The organism is Peribacillus sp. NPDC094092 (genome assembly GCF_050279365.1).
Taxonomy (GTDB): domain Bacteria; phylum Bacillota; class Bacilli; order Bacillales; family DSM-1321; genus Peribacillus.
Window position 1 is genome coordinate 373,196 of record NZ_JBNNUC010000002.1, and the last position, 14,759, is coordinate 387,954.

Sequence of the window (14,759 nt, forward strand, 5' to 3'; positions counted from 1 at the left end):
CAGAGCCATGAGTGTTTCTTGCTTATGGGAAATTGGGTGGAACCACGGGTATAAACGCACTCGTCCCTTACTTAGGGATGAGTGCGTTTTTTTATTAGAATAATTATTGCCATGATAAGGACATGAATCATTTTTACGGTCTTCAGAGAGGGAAGGGCAGCTGCGAACTTCCTGGCTTAGGAAATTGATTTACCGCCTTTGAGCTATATCGGTGAACGAGAGTAACTGATATCGTCTAAGCTGCGTTACAAGCTCCAGAGCCATGAGTGTTTCTTGCTTATGGGAAATTGGGTGGAACCACGGGTATAAACGCACTCGTCCCTTACTTAGGGATGAGTGCGTTTTTTTATTTCTTAAAAAGGAGTGTTTATGTGATGGGTGGAAAAATGATTACAGTTCGATTCCCGGATGGGCAGCAAAAGGAATATCCGCTAGGAATGACAGTGGAAAGTGTGGCAGGGTCCATCAGTTCTAGTTTAAGGAAAAAGGCAGTAGCGGGAAAACTGGATAACCAATTGGTTGATTTAAGTCACAAGCTGAATGAGGATGCCGACCTGTCGATCTTGACTCTGGATTCGGATGAAGGGTTACAAGTATTACGACATACATCGGCGCATGTTTTGGCACAGGCTGTGAAAAGATTATACAAAAATGTGGAATTGGGGATGGGGCCAGTCGTGGAAGATGGGTTTTACTATGATTTTAAATTAGACCATCCTTTGAGCCCAGAGGATCTACAAGCTATTGAAAAAGAGATGGAACATATCATAAGTGAAAATCTGGAAATAAAAAGGATCGATGTGACTTATGGAGAAGCTGTGAGGTTATTCGAGGGCAGAGGGGAGTCTTTCAAGTTGGATATAGCGAAGAACATCCCTAATGGTGAAAAATTAACGATCTATCAACAGGGTGAATTCGTCGACCTTTGCAGAGGGCCGCACCTTCCATCCACATCATTTGTAAAATCGTTCAAATTGACTCGTGTTTCTGGTGCCTATTGGCGGGGAGACAATCAAAATGAAGTCCTTCAAAGAGTGTATGGCGTGGCATTCCGAAAGAAAAAGGATTTACAGGAACACTTTGAATTCCTGGAAGAAGCAGCCAAGCGCGATCACCGTAAAGTAGGGAAGCAGTTGGAGCTATTCATGTTTTCGGAGGAAGCACCTGGAATGCCGTTTTATTTACCGAAAGGGCAAATCATTAGAAATGAATTGGAGAAGTTTTCGCGCGAGCTTCAGACTGAAGCTGGTTACGACGAAGTTCGGACTCCTTTCATGATGAACCAGCAGTTATGGGAACAATCGGGTCACTGGGATCATTACCATGAGAATATGTACTTCACTGAGGTGGATCAAACAAAATTCGCGATGAAGCCAATGAACTGTCCGGGTCATATGCTCATTTTCAAAAACAGTCTTTATTCTTACAGGGATTTGCCGATCCGGATGGCCGAATTCGGTCAAGTCCACCGTCATGAATATAGCGGGGCATTGAACGGGATGCTGCGTGTCCGTACATTTTGTCAGGATGATGCCCACATTTTTGTTCGGCAGGATCAAATCGAATGCGAAATTAAACAAGTGTTTCATCTGATTGATAAGGTGTATCGCACTTTTGGCTTCGAATATTCCGTGGAGCTCTCGACGCGTCCAGAGGATTCAATGGGCGATGACTCCCTTTGGGAAGCTTCTGAAACAGCCTTGAAAAATGTTCTGGAAAGTATCGGGATACATTATCAAGTAAATGAAGGGGATGGAGCATTTTATGGACCGAAAATCGATTTTCATATTAAAGATGCATTAAAACGAAGCCATCAATGTGCAACAATCCAACTTGATTTTCAAATGCCCGACAAATTTGATCTGACTTACATCGATGAAAATAATGTAAAAGTTCGTCCAGTCGTCATTCATCGTGCCATTTTTGGATCGATCGATCGTTTTTTCGGAATCCTGATAGAACATTTTGCCGGTGCCTTCCCGGTATGGCTCGCACCGGTGCAAGTACAGATCATCCCTGTCTCACAAGTTCATTTGAATTATTGTTTAAAGGTTCAAAAAGAACTGAAGAATCAAGGCATAAGGGTGAAAATCGATGATCGGAATGAAAAGATGGGGTATAAAGTCAGGGAAGCACAGATGGGGAAAATCCCATATATGCTGGTTCTAGGAGATAAAGAAGAGAAAGAAAATGAAGTGAATGTCCGGAAATACGGGGAACAAGAAGTTGAACATGTCGCAATAGAAACGTTCATCAAGAAAATGGCCCAGCAAATAAAAGAACGCAGCATCTAACAAGAAAGCAGCTTAATCCGAAATTCATGAGTAAATGCGCGGAACTCAAAAGTGAATGCTCCTAGGTTTAGGTTTGGATACAAAAAGACAGCCGAAAAAATCGGCTGTCTTTTTTCTATCTACAAATCCATACCCCAGCCAACGGTAAGAGGAATAACCGTAATTATACATTCAAGAAATGGGAAAAGGTGTCGGGCATGGACAAAGAAGGATCAGTAGTTTTTTTTCTATTTAATACTAAATGCTTATGTAAATAAAACCTTGGCAGCTTGTATGGCAAAGTAAATGCCAATCCCTATAAGAGATAAACCCGAAACGATCGAGATGCCCATTAGGATGGGTTTGGATAAAAAGCGTCTGAAGGTGCTGGCGATGATGGCCATTGCGAAATCCCAGATTATGAGGCCGACAAGGATCCCTGAACTGTAAAAAAGTAAATGATCCATATCATATTTTGAAGCGGAGTTTGCGAGAATGGATCCATAAATCCCCAGCCAAAACAAAATGGATAAAGGATTCGAAAGGGACATGATGAATCCTGTCAGGAATGAAGATAAAAGGGAATCTTGCGCTTTTCGTGCATGCACTTCAATCTTGCCTGCACTTAGCAGACTTTCGATCCCGGTATAGGTCAGGACGAAAAATCCAAAAAGCCATAAAAATGTCTTCATGAAGGAGTTGTCCAAAAAGTGGACGACACCGAAAAAGACGAGGGCTATAAAAACAAAATCCGCTAAAATGGCACCCCAGCCAAAAATCCAGGCATGCCAAAAACCCTTCTTGATTCCTTTGTCCAATTGAGCAGCGTTTATGGGACCGATAGGAGCCGCCAGTGATAAACCTAATAATACATAGCTGAAAAAAACACCCAATTCATCACCTCATCATTTGATACATCTTCGCTTATTTGAATGTATTCAAACGATTGGACTTGTACCACCTTTTTAGTCCTTTTTTGAGTGGGCATGGTGAAGCATGGTCCGGTTTGCGCTTACCCAGTCGTGACCTTCTTTAACAAAGATGCATGCAGGAAACCCATTCTTAAACAGGATGGGTTTTTTGTTTTAAAGGTCATAAGGGGTAATTTTGGGAAAACCGATGCTGAATAAATCTTTCAGAGCAATAACATAATAATTTAAGACATCAAAAAAATGATGTAAAACATATTGATTTCACAAATGGTTGCCTTTTATGCAATAAGTTGCTTTTATAATGGATGAGGAGTGTAAGTATGGAAGGTCATGAGAAGCAAAATAAAGATGTAAGCGTGTGGTGCCTGATCAGTATGGCATCAATTCCATTGGTGATGACACTTGGAAATTCAATGCTTATCCCAGTTTTGCCCATTTTCGAGGAAAAGGTCGGGATCTCTTCATTTCAGTCAAGTATGGTAATAACAAGCTATTCGGTTGCATCCATTTTTTTAATTCCCATTGCAGGTTATTTATCAGATCGATTCGGACGGAAAATGGTGATTCTGCCAAGTCTGATCCTAGCCCTCATTGGTGGTTTGATCGCAGGTTATGCATCATGGAAAATGGAAAATCCCTATACATGGATCATCATTGGGAGGGTATTGCAGGGGATTGGGGCGTCTGGTGCCTCGCCCATCATATTGCCTCTGGTGGGGGATTTATATAAGGATGATGATGAAAAAACAAGTTCTTGTCTGGGTATTATAGAAACCTCGAATACATTTGGGAAAGTGCTTAGTCCAATATTGGGTTCCTTGTTTGCTGCATTTATCTGGTTTTTACCATTCTTCTCGATTTCATTCTTCAGTTTAATATCTATCGTCTTGGTCTTTTTCTTTATAAAGGTACCAAAGGAAAAGGATGATCCGAAGAAATTCAAAGAATTTTGGCATGATACGAAAAAAATATTCAAGCAGGAAGGAAAATGGTTATATACGGTTTTCCTGATTGGTGTATTTGTCATGTTGGTTTTATTCGGCGTTCTTTTCTTTTTGTCTGATAATCTGGAAAAAATCCATGATTTGCATGGAGTCAAAAAAGGTTTAGTTATAGCGATCCCGCTATTTTTCCTTTGTGTGTCTTCTTATGTTGCCGGGAAAAAAATCAAGGGTGAATTGCCAATCATGAAAAAGATCATCATGATCAGTATAGCTGTCCTTTCAATCAGCCTTGTATTTGTCGGTTTTACAAAAAATAAAGTTTTCCTTTTATTACTCGTCACAAGTTTGGTTGGCATAGCAATTGGTGCGTTATTGCCGACACTCGACGCAATCATCACTCAAAATATAAAAAAAGAACAGCGTGGGACGATAACCTCCTTCTACATGTCATCAAGGTTCATCGGAGTTGCGGCAGGCCCTCCGGTCATGTCCCTTGTCATGAAAAATCATCTTAATTTGAGCTATATCATTACAGGGATCATAGGCATGGGCATCGTCTTGATTGTTTTGAAATTCATTAGCTCAGACAAAAAGGAAGCTGCAGCTAATAGGCTTCAATAGAAATCCTCCGAAAAAGCCGGGCTTTCCTACGGCTTTTTTTGTTTGTAACACGCAAAGTTTTTTGCGGGGATGAGGTTATAGGCGGGTGGTTGTCACATAAAATGTACAAGTCATGAACTAGCTCGAAGGAGTGATGCTTTTTGAGTGTACATTTACTGCTGAGTTACTTTTTCTTAGGACTAACCCTTGCAGCACCGATCGGTCCGGTGAATTCCGCTCGTATCGATAAAGGGATCAAGAACGGGTTTTGGCATGCCTGGATCGTTGGGGCAGGCTCGATGATTGCGGATGCCTTGTTCATGATTTTAGTATATGTGGGTATGGTACGGTTTTTAGAATTTCCGATTGTCCAGATCTTTCTATGGCTTTTTGGCGGATTTGTGCTAATTTATTCCGGGGTCGAAAGTGTTTTACTAGTGAATACGATATTAATAAATCAATATAGGAATAGAGATTCTTTACTTTCCTGTTTTTTGACCGGATTCATCATGTCAGTGACCAGCCCATTATCCATTTTATTTTGGCTGGGGATTTATGGATCTGTTTTAGCTAAAACGGCTTCAAGCCATGGGACCTCCCAGCTTTTCATCTATAGCGGGATGATTTTCCTTGGTCTTACTTGCTGGGATTTTTTTGTTGCTGCATTGCCGAATGGATTTCGCAGGTTTTTAAATGAAAAAAGCTTAATGGCCATTTCGATCATCTCTGGATTATCTTTGATCGGCTTTGGAGTTTATTTTTCTTACCAAGGCATTTCTGCCATCGTATCATAATCCTTACGCACAATACATAGCATTTCAATTCTTATGGTGATCTTTGATTTATCATTTGGTAAACTTCTACCTTGCATAATTCATTGTGGCATTATCAACACTATGAATGATGGAAGGGGGGAATGTTATGACTGCAAATGCCAATTGCAGTTCAGCTAAAGGGAAGGCTGCTCAAAATTCCAAAGAATCTGGTGAACAACAAGGCGATATGAAATGGTGGCAGTTATCATTGGTCGGTGTCGGGTGTACGATCGGGACAGGGTATTTCCTCGGGTCGACCATAGGGATTAAAACGACGGGGCCATCCATTGTATTTTCATTTGTATTGGCTGCATTAGGCACCTACATTGTTTATAATCTTCTAGCTAAGATGACGGCTGCCGATCCTCAAGAGGGGTCTTTTTGTTATTATGCCAATAAAGCATTTGGGCGATGGGCTGGCTTTAGCTGTGGCTGGAATTATTGGTCCTCCAATATATTGATCATGGGAAGCCAGCTTACTGCGCTTTCGCTATTATCACAATTTTGGTTTCCGAAAGTACCGCTGTGGCTATTTGCATCGGGTTTTGCCATTGTTTCGATCGTGGTGGTGTTGCTGGGAACAAAAGGGTTCGACAGGGTGGAAAACATACTTGCGATAATTAAGACGGCAGCAATCGTAATGTTTATCATCATTGCCATATGTGCCGTTTTCGGCTGGTTTGGTCTTGATGGAGGGAAACCGCCCTCATTTCCGAATAAGTTCAATGAATTATTTCCAAAAGGGCTAAAAGGGTTTTGGACATCCCTTATCTATGCCTTTTATGCGTTTGGAGGCATTGAGGTCATTGGACTGATGGCGATGCAGCTAAAAAAGAAGGAAGATGCGCCAAAGGCAGGGACGATCATGCTCTTGGTTCTTACCATCATATATGTGGTTTCTTTGGGATTAGCCGTAATCATGATTTCATTAGGGGCATTCAGTGAAAAAGAAAGCCCATTCGTTTCGGCATTGGACAGTTATCACCTGGCATTTTTCCCGCATGTTTTTAATGGTGCGATCATCATTGCCGGTTTCTCGACGATGACCGCTTCACTATTCGGTGTAACCAATCTATTGGTAACGCTCTCCGATGATGGAAATGCACCCGCATTATTCATGCAAAAGATCAAAAAATTCAAGGACCTTCCACTGCCCTCACTCGGTCTTGGAGCCTTGGGACTTTTAGGATCAATCATCACGGCCTTGCTCCTGCCGGGCAAGATTTATGAATACATTACAACATCCGCTGGAATATTACTTTTGTATAACTGGGCATTCATCATTCTCTCTTCTTTCAAGATCATGGAAAATAAGATTTGGAGTAAGATTACGGCCGTTTTCGGGCTTCTTTTAATTTTGGCAGCCGTGAGTGGCACCTTGCTTGAAAAAGAGATACGTCCAGGGTTTTTCATCAGCCTTTTATTCATTGTGATCATCGGTCTTGCCGCCGTTTTCATGAAGTTCAAGGTTTGGAATAAGAACAAGGCGATGGCAGCAAAAGCAAGTAAATCAGGGCTTGATTGAAAAAAGGAACTCGATTTGTACGAAATCGGGTTCCTTTTTGTGTGCTTTCGATTTGGCGTTAAATCTCAATGATGATTGGAAGGATCATTGGCTTTTTCTTGGTTTGAGTAAAGAGATATTGCCCCAGTTCCTTCTTTATGGTCTGCTTAATGACGTTCCATCGATATATTTTTTCACTTTGTAAGTCGTTGACCGTTTTCGTGACAAGACGGTTCACCTGTCTAAGGAGGTCCTCGGAATTTTGAACATAAACAAATCCACGGGAAATGGTATCAGGTCCTGATACTATTTTTCTTTCCGTCTTGCTTAGTGTTATGACGATCACGAGCATCCCATCTTCGGAAAGTTGCTTGCGGTCACGCAGAACGACTTCTCCAACATCACCAACGCCAACACCATCAACAAAGGTATTGCCTGCAGCCACCTTTCTCGTTTGACGGGCAACGGAGTTTTCAATATCCACCACATCTCCGTTATTGATGATGAAAGTATGGTCCCTCTCCACCCCTACAGACTCAGCTAGCAATCGATGTTGGTGCAACATCCGGTACTCACCGTGAATCGGTATGAAATACTTAGGTTTCATCAGGGTAAGCATGAGCTTTAACTCTTCCTGATAGGCATGTCCGGAAACATGCATGCCTGTAACAGTCCCAGAACCGTAAATGACTTTGGCGCCAAGTTGAAACAGGTTGTCGATGATACGTGAAACATCCCGTTCATTTCCGGGTATTGGAGTGGAAGCAAGAATCACTGTATCATCAGGCAAAATGCTCATATCCCGATAATTCGAACTGGAAAGGCGGGAAAGGGCCGCAAATGGCTCTCCTTGACTTCCTGTACATAAAACCGCGACCCTTTCAGGAGCATATTTATCCACTTCTTGCGGTTGGATAAGCATCCCATCAGGAACCTCGAGGTAGCCGCGTTCAATGGCAACGGTCACGACGTTCACCATGCTTCGTCCAATCAGGGCGAGTTTCCGGTTTGTCTTCTGTGCAGCGTTCACAACTTGTTGGACTCGATTGACATTTGAAGCGAAGGTCGAAAGAATGACTTTCTGTTTTGCCTGCATGAAGGCTTCTTCAATATGGCTGCCAACCAGATGCTCCGAGGGGCTTGAGCCGGGACGTTCCGCGTTCGTGCTTTCAGATAATAAAACCAGTACACCTTCACTCCCGATTTTGGCCATTTTATGAATATCGGGGTACTGATCATTCATGGGAGTCAAGTCAAACTTAAAGTCCCCTGTATGAACGACAGTGCCTTCTGGCGTATGCATGGTGACTCCAAGGCAATCGGGTATACTATGATTCGTTTTGAAAAAGTCCAGAACCATCTCCCCGAATTCCAACCTTGAATCCGAATCGATCTGGATTAATTCCGTATCACCCAAAAGGTTATGTTCTTTTAACTTCAATTCAATCAAACCAAGTGTTAGACGTGTGGCATAAATGGGTACATTCAATTTTTTCAAGAAATAGGGGATCCCGCCAATATGATCTTCATGCCCATGAGTCACAATTAAGGCCCGGATCTTCTCCTTATTCTCCTGAAGAAAGGTAAGATCAGGAATGATCAAATCGACTCCTAATAGACTTTCATCAGGAAACTTTGCACCACAATCAATAATGACGATATCGTTGGAATATTGAACCACATACATGTTTTTACCGATTTCATTCACTCCGCCCAGGGCCAGTATGGACAAAGCATTCTCTTTCACACTCAAGTAGATAGACCTCCCTTTATGATGATAAGGATAGTGTTTCCTTAGGTCCCTTTTATAAAACCAACTCTTTTTTAAACAGGGCAAGTCAAAAAAGCCGTAAAAAAACACCCGCCGTTTTCGGCAGGTGCGTGTATCACCAATCTTCATGGGGTCAAGCAAGAATTGATGCTTTCTTCAAAAGTTTCCATATATGCTTGGACCTGTGATGCATATCCAGTCTTCAAAGTGTGCAGCAAACTTTCAATCAAGAATTTTCGCGGCTTGTCGGACTGCATCAGCTCATCTTGGATAAAGTCGATTAATTCAATGGCTCTTGTTCGATCTTCATCGCAATGCAAGGCTTTGTTTATCGCCTTTTTCAATTCCATGGTGGATTGAAGCAAATCATTATGGCAAGGATCAAGGTGGTTTGTAAAGTTTGGAAACCACGTATCCATGAGTTCAGGATCAATGATCTGTTCCCCGCTTTCAGCCACTTCATTGACCAGGCGGACAATGCGGTTCATGCAATAGCGGATAATTTGTATGTCCGGTGTACCGGCGGGATTGACCCGATAGCTAAAATGATTCATATGGGTCATCATCGAATGAAAGATGATGACGCTATCCAAAAGATAAGGTTTTTTGCTTTCCCCGAATATATCGATAAAACGGCTATACATCCAGCGTAAGTTCAACAATACCGTCTTATTGATGAATTGTTTTAATTCTTCATCATTGGAAACACGGACTTCTTCGATCAGGATTAGCAATTTGCTTTGCTTGTTCACCATCATCTGCAAATCGAGCTGCCGGATGAAAATTTCAATATCGGCTGAATCCTGACCGATCAACAGTTTTTCCCTGTCATGGCGAATCTTTGTATAGAAGGAACGGAAAATGGCTATAAATAATTCACCCTTCGAAGGGAAATAATTATAGAATGTACCTTTTGATATACCGCTGCCATCTAAAATGTCCTGGATGGACGTGGCTTGGTAGCCTTTGTCAATAAACAGCTTATGAGCCGTATCGATGACATTCTGCCTTCGATTATTCATCATATCACCTAATTTTCATTATACTGCTTGTATAAATGTAATCGTACTCTATTTTTCATCACTGCACAAACCCTTATTTAAACCAGTAAATTTTTATTGCAAAAAATGAACCAGGGGTATATTATTGATTTTGTGAGATTGGAATATACCGCTCGTCTAATAAAATGAACCAATAGTTTGAATGGAGGAATAGATAAAAAGTGAGTACTGCACAAACAAATGAGAAAAAGGGGTCGTATGGCATTTTGGCCATACTGATGGTCGGGGCGTTTATATCGATACTGAATTCAACCCTTTTAAATATTGCACTGCCATCGATCCAAACAGACCTGGGAATCGAGACTTCCACAGTCCAATGGCTGACAACGGGCTATATGCTCGTGAACGGAATCATGATTCCGACAACTGCCTTCTTAATAAAAAAATATTCGGTACGTAATCTGTTCCTGACAGCCATGCTCCTGTTCTCGATCGGGACGATCGTTGCAGGTGTAGCGCATGTATTCCCGCTTTTATTGAGCGCACGTATGGTTCAGGCTGCCGGTTCGGCAATCATGATGCCATTATTAATGAACGTACTTTTAACTTCTTTCCCTGTTGAAAAACGGGGCTCGGCAATGGGACTATTCGGTTTGGTCATGATGTTTGCCCCTGCAATCGGGCCGACGCTTTCAGGCTGGATCATCGAACATTATGATTGGAGAATGCTATTCCATTTCATTACTCCGCTAGCTTTATTAGTGCTTATTTTCGGCTTCTTTAAACTTAAAGACAAAAAGGAAAAAGTCGATATTAAAATCGATAAATTATCGGTCATCCAATCCAGCTTGGGCTTTGGAGGCCTGCTTTACGGTTTCAGTTCGGCAGGCAGCAAGGGCTGGGATAGCCCGTGGGTATATGGAACACTGATTGTTGGTGCAATTTCCCTGATCCTTTTCATTTCCCGCCAGCTTAAAATGGAAACACCAATGCTTGAGTTCAAGATCTTCAAGCACCCGATGTTCGCTTTATCTGCAACGATCTCAATCGTACTGAACATGGCGATGTTCTCGGGGATGATCTTAATTCCGATGTACACACAAACAGTACGTGGCATTTCACCATTCGATTCTGGATTACTGATGCTTCCAGGTGCGTTATTAATGGCCCTCATGTCACCGGTTACCGGTAAGCTTTTCGATAAGTTCGGTGCCCGCATCCTTGCTTCAATCGGTTTGCTTATTACCGTGGTAACTACGTATTTGCTAAGTAAATTATCAATGGAAACTACGTATACAGAAATTGTAATTCTGTTTTCCGTTCGTTCCTTCGGGATGTCAATGTCCATGATGCCGATCATGACAAATGGGTTGAACTCGCTGCCAGCCCGCATGAACCCGCACGGTACAGCGATGAATAACACACTGAACCAAATTTCCGGTGCAATCGGTACGGCATTGCTCGTTACGGTCATGTCTAACCGTGCAGCTTCTACTGCCGAAGATTTAATGACGAAAGCGATGAGCAAATTAACAAGCCAGCCCACTGCTGAGATGATGGGCCAAATGAAAGCCCAGATCGGGATGCAGGCAATGCTGGATGGAATTAACTTCTCCTTCTTTGTATCCACCTTCATTGCTGGTGTGGCGCTGATTCTGGCATTATTCATTAAGCGTGCTTGGCCGGCTGAAGAAAAACCAGCCATGAAAAAAGATCAAACCGCTTAAATGAAACAATAAAAGGCCCTATGCCACCTGAACCGTTCAGGCAGCATAGGGCTTTCTTTTAAGTTCAGCCGGCTTCATTCGACCATGATCAATCAGTTATAAAAAAGCGCAGTGCCATTGGCACTGCGCTTTTTCATCAAGATGTCACTTCCTCTGAAGTTACTTTTGCATGCTGGATATGGCTGGCTATCCAGCCAATGATCGCTGCCGATACGAGATAGGCAAGTAAGATCCAAATCTGCGTTTGCAAGTTTTCCCAGCCGCCTAATGAGATGACCTCTTGAAGTTCCTTCAATGAGTGGGCCATTGGTAAAAATTGACCGATTTCCGTCAATAATGACATGCCCAGTTCGCCTGGGAATGTTCCGCCGCAGGTCGCCAATTGGAAAACGAGAAGGGTCACGGCTGCGAATTTGCCGACCACTCCGAATACGGTCACCAACATAAGAATGAATGTCATGAAGGTAAATGAAACGATGATGCTTGATAGAATGAAAACAGGGACACTTGCCACGTGTAAATGGAATCCGAGAAGGACGACAGCATCCACTAGAAGTGCCTGAATCAAGCCGATTACATATACCAGCATTAATTTATTGGTGAAATGAACGGTTCCGGTAACCTTAAGATTTTGCCTGCGCCCAAGCGGCAGGATATTGGAAGCCATGATGCCGCCTACATAAAAGGCCAATGACAGAAAATAAGGAGCAATCCCGGTTCCGTAGTTAGGTACTTCCGATAAATTCGATTGGACCAATTGAACGGGTTCAGAGAACATCGAAGTTGTCGAATCGTCGTACTGAAGACTGGCCGTTTCATCGGCAGCTTCATTAAGCTTGGTGGATAATTTGCTTGAACCCGTTTCCAGTGAAGCCAGTCCGTCTTGAAGTTCCTTCGATCCACTGGCTAGCTGGTTGCTTCCGCCGGCCAGCGAATCGATTCCGGCATGTAAAGTGGAGAAACCATTTTTCCATTTAAACAATCCATCCGCCAATTCTTCAGACCCTATGTTTAATTGCTCGGCACCCAAGGTAGCCTGTGACATTTTATCACCAAAAGCCATCATCCCGGTTTGAACGGTTTTTTGTCCATCAGCCACTTTGGCAGCACCTTCGTCCAATTGCTTTTGACCGGTTTGTAAAGTGGAGGCTGTTTTGGATAAACCTTCTGATAGGGCAATGATTTGCTTGAAGTCTTGATCCTTTAATGCATCAGGATGACGTTCCACATAGGTTTTCAATTGTTTTTTTAGCGTATTCGCCGTATCGGCCGCCTGTTCTTGCCCTTGCATCAATTTTGCATTTCCGGCTGACCAATTCTCAACACCCTTACTCACTTGATTCATCCCATTTTCCAATGAGTCATGTGCATCAGATAGCTGCTTCATGCCAGTATGCAAGTTGTGGGAACCTGATGATAATCCTTTTGCACCATCCGCTAAGGCTTCTTGTCCATCCAGGAGTTTGTTGCTTCCTGTTTGCAGATTCTGGGCGCCATCATTCAAATCCTGGATGCCACCATTCAATTTCTCCATGCCGCTTTTCGCATCCGCCGTTCCTTGATGAAGTGTTTCCGCTCCATCGCCGGCATCCGCCAAGCCGTTAGAAACGTCCTGGAATTTCGAAAGGATGCCTTCAGAATAGACTTTCGTAATGCTAGCGTTGATTTTTGCCGTCATTTTTTCAACAGCAGTAGAGCTGATCTGTGAGGCAACGAAGTTCTTACCTGGATTGACAGTATACAAAAGTTTAGCCGTTTCCGGTTTGTTATCCAGTAAAGTCGTGACATTTTCCGAAAAATCTTCCGGAATCGTGACAACCATATAATAGGTACCTTCCTTAAGACCCTTATTTGCCTCCTTTGCCGTGACAAAGTGAAAATCCAGTTCTTTTTGCTTTTTCAATTGTTCAACGAAATCCTCTCCAGCCTCGATTGGCTTATCGTCCATTTTTGAACCATCATCGAGATTGACCACTGCCACAGGGAGCTGATCCAACTTTCCATAAGGGTTCCAATATCCTGCCAAGAAGAATCCTGAGTAAATCAATGGAACGACCAAAAGGAAAATCAAGGCGATTCTCCCGTGTTTATGTTTCCACATTGCATTTATATCTTGAAGTACAAGTTGTAAACCTTTCATTATTTGAGCCTTCCTTTTCTAACTATGAGATTATTTCATCATAATGGCTTTTTTAGATACTGTATAATACATAATTGATTATGTAATAATAGATTTAAATCTATGCGAAAAGAGTGGGAAAATGGAAATATTACAGCTTCAGTACTTTCAAACCGTAGCACGGCTGGAACATATGACGAAGGCTGCGGAACAACTTCAGATTGCTCAGCCATCACTCAGTAAAACCATATCCCGGCTTGAAGAGGATTTGGGAGTCGCACTGTTCGATAGGGAACACCGGAAAATCAAGCTCAATGCAGCCGGACGAATTTTCTTGAACCGTGTCGAACGCGCTTTTGCGGAGCTGAATGAAGGGAGGCGTGAAATAGTGGAATTAACAGATCGAGACCAAAAGAACATCACCTTGGCCGTTACCATTCCAAGGGTCCTGCCTGATTTATTGGGTGCATTTTTATCTCAATGCCCGGATGTCCGTTTTCAACAATTCCTGAAATCCATATCTTCCATGAAGCAGCTTCTAATAGAAGGAGAAATCGATTATTGCATATCATCCGTTCCGATTGAAGGCCCAGACTTAAAGTGGGAACCGCTGATCACCGAAGAAATATACTTGATCGTGCCTCCCGATCACCGGCTGGCAGGCAGGGAAAGCATTACACTCCAAGAAGTGAAAGATGAACCATTCATCAGTATGAACACGGGCTTCGGGTTCCGCAGCCTCACTGACCAATTTTGCCTCGAAGCGGGATTCGTCCAGCACATCGCATTTGAAGGAGATGAACCTGCTGTCATATCGGACCTTGTCAGGAAAGGGCTGGGAGTCGCCTTCGTATCCGAATTGACATGGCTCCATCAAACCGGGTCATTATCCCATAAAATCCGGATAACCGAACCTGCTTGTCAACGAACAATAGGGCTCGGCTGGTCCGAAAAACGCTATTTCACCCCGGTGGCCAAGCAATTTCGGTTATTTGTCATGGATTACTTCGCTGCCGCCAACTCCGCCAGAACAAAGGATGAATAAATGTAGTTAAGGGCCGGTATGATCGGAG

10 protein-coding genes and 1 other annotated feature are annotated in these 14,759 nt (G+C 42.8%); of the genes, 6 read left to right on the forward strand and 4 right to left on the reverse strand.

What is annotated here, in order from left to right:
* Positions 1-102: 102 nt before the first annotated feature.
* Positions 103-326 (forward strand) — a binding site (T-box leader).
* Between the two features lie 60 nt (positions 327-386).
* A complete protein-coding gene (thrS, locus tag ACQKNS_RS10805) occupies positions 387-2,294 on the forward strand; it encodes a threonine--tRNA ligase (protein ID WP_427644168.1) in 1,908 nt (635 codons plus the stop codon).
* A 245-nt stretch (positions 2,295-2,539) separates the two neighbouring features.
* Here thrS and ACQKNS_RS10810 read toward each other — a convergent pair whose 3' ends face one another.
* A complete protein-coding gene (locus ACQKNS_RS10810) occupies positions 2,540-3,166 on the reverse strand; it encodes a LysE family transporter (RefSeq protein WP_427642771.1) in 627 nt (208 codons plus the stop codon).
* Between the two features lie 359 nt (positions 3,167-3,525).
* Here ACQKNS_RS10810 and ACQKNS_RS10815 point away from each other — a divergent pair, with 359 nt between their 5' ends.
* The 3 genes from ACQKNS_RS10815 (at position 3,526) to ACQKNS_RS10825 (ending at position 7,089) form a co-directional block, all read left to right on the forward strand.
* Positions 3,526-4,770: an MFS transporter gene (locus ACQKNS_RS10815; RefSeq protein ID WP_427642773.1), complete on the forward strand. Its 1,245-nt coding sequence runs from the start codon at positions 3,526-3,528 to the stop codon at positions 4,768-4,770.
* 140 nt (positions 4,771-4,910) lie between these two features.
* Positions 4,911-5,543, forward strand: a complete 633-nt coding sequence (locus ACQKNS_RS10820) for a LysE family transporter (RefSeq protein WP_427642775.1) — start codon at positions 4,911-4,913, stop codon at positions 5,541-5,543.
* Between the two features lie 127 nt (positions 5,544-5,670).
* Complete coding sequence (locus ACQKNS_RS10825) at positions 5,671-7,089, forward strand: amino acid permease (RefSeq protein ID WP_427642776.1); 1,419 nt, start codon at positions 5,671-5,673, stop codon at positions 7,087-7,089.
* A gap of 58 nt (positions 7,090-7,147) precedes the next feature.
* On the opposite strand, the gene ACQKNS_RS10830 is transcribed toward ACQKNS_RS10825, so the two are convergent.
* The gene (locus ACQKNS_RS10830) at positions 7,148-8,821 is read right to left on the reverse strand and encodes a ribonuclease J (protein WP_427642777.1); all 1,674 of its coding nucleotides are present in this window, start codon (positions 8,819-8,821) and stop codon (positions 7,148-7,150) included.
* A 143-nt stretch (positions 8,822-8,964) separates the two neighbouring features.
* Complete coding sequence (locus ACQKNS_RS10835; protein WP_427642779.1) at positions 8,965-9,861, reverse strand: TetR/AcrR family transcriptional regulator; 897 nt, start codon at positions 9,859-9,861, stop codon at positions 8,965-8,967.
* A 200-nt stretch (positions 9,862-10,061) separates the two neighbouring features.
* On the opposite strand from ACQKNS_RS10835, the gene ACQKNS_RS10840 reads away from it, so the two are divergent.
* A complete protein-coding gene (locus tag ACQKNS_RS10840; RefSeq protein ID WP_427642781.1) occupies positions 10,062-11,567 on the forward strand; it encodes a DHA2 family efflux MFS transporter permease subunit in 1,506 nt (501 codons plus the stop codon).
* 136 nt (positions 11,568-11,703) lie between these two features.
* On the opposite strand, the gene ACQKNS_RS10845 is transcribed toward ACQKNS_RS10840, so the two are convergent.
* The gene (locus ACQKNS_RS10845) at positions 11,704-13,707 is read right to left on the reverse strand and encodes a YhgE/Pip family protein (protein WP_427642782.1); all 2,004 of its coding nucleotides are present in this window, start codon (positions 13,705-13,707) and stop codon (positions 11,704-11,706) included.
* A 121-nt stretch (positions 13,708-13,828) separates the two neighbouring features.
* Here ACQKNS_RS10845 and ACQKNS_RS10850 point away from each other — a divergent pair, with 121 nt between their 5' ends.
* On the forward strand, positions 13,829-14,731 hold the full coding sequence (locus ACQKNS_RS10850) for a LysR family transcriptional regulator (RefSeq protein ID WP_427642784.1): 903 nt from the start codon (positions 13,829-13,831) through the stop codon (positions 14,729-14,731).
* Positions 14,732-14,759: the final 28 nt, after the last annotated feature.

What these genes read in the sequence shown, in the direction of transcription:
- thrS (WP_427644168.1), top strand. Translation starts at nt 387, where the DNA reads ATGATTACAGTTCGATTCCCGGATGGGCAGCAAAAGGAATATCCGCTA.
- ACQKNS_RS10815 (WP_427642773.1), top strand. Translation starts at nt 3,526, where the DNA reads ATGGAAGGTCATGAGAAGCAAAATAAAGATGTAAGCGTGTGGTGCCTG.
- ACQKNS_RS10825 (WP_427642776.1), top strand. Translation starts at nt 5,671, where the DNA reads ATGACTGCAAATGCCAATTGCAGTTCAGCTAAAGGGAAGGCTGCTCAA.
- ACQKNS_RS10835 (WP_427642779.1), bottom strand. Translation starts at nt 9,861, where the DNA reads ATGAATAATCGAAGGCAGAATGTCATCGATACGGCTCATAAGCTGTTT.
- ACQKNS_RS10845 (WP_427642782.1), bottom strand. Translation starts at nt 13,707, where the DNA reads ATGAAAGGTTTACAACTTGTACTTCAAGATATAAATGCAATGTGGAAA.
- ACQKNS_RS10850 (WP_427642784.1), top strand. Translation starts at nt 13,829, where the DNA reads ATGGAAATATTACAGCTTCAGTACTTTCAAACCGTAGCACGGCTGGAA.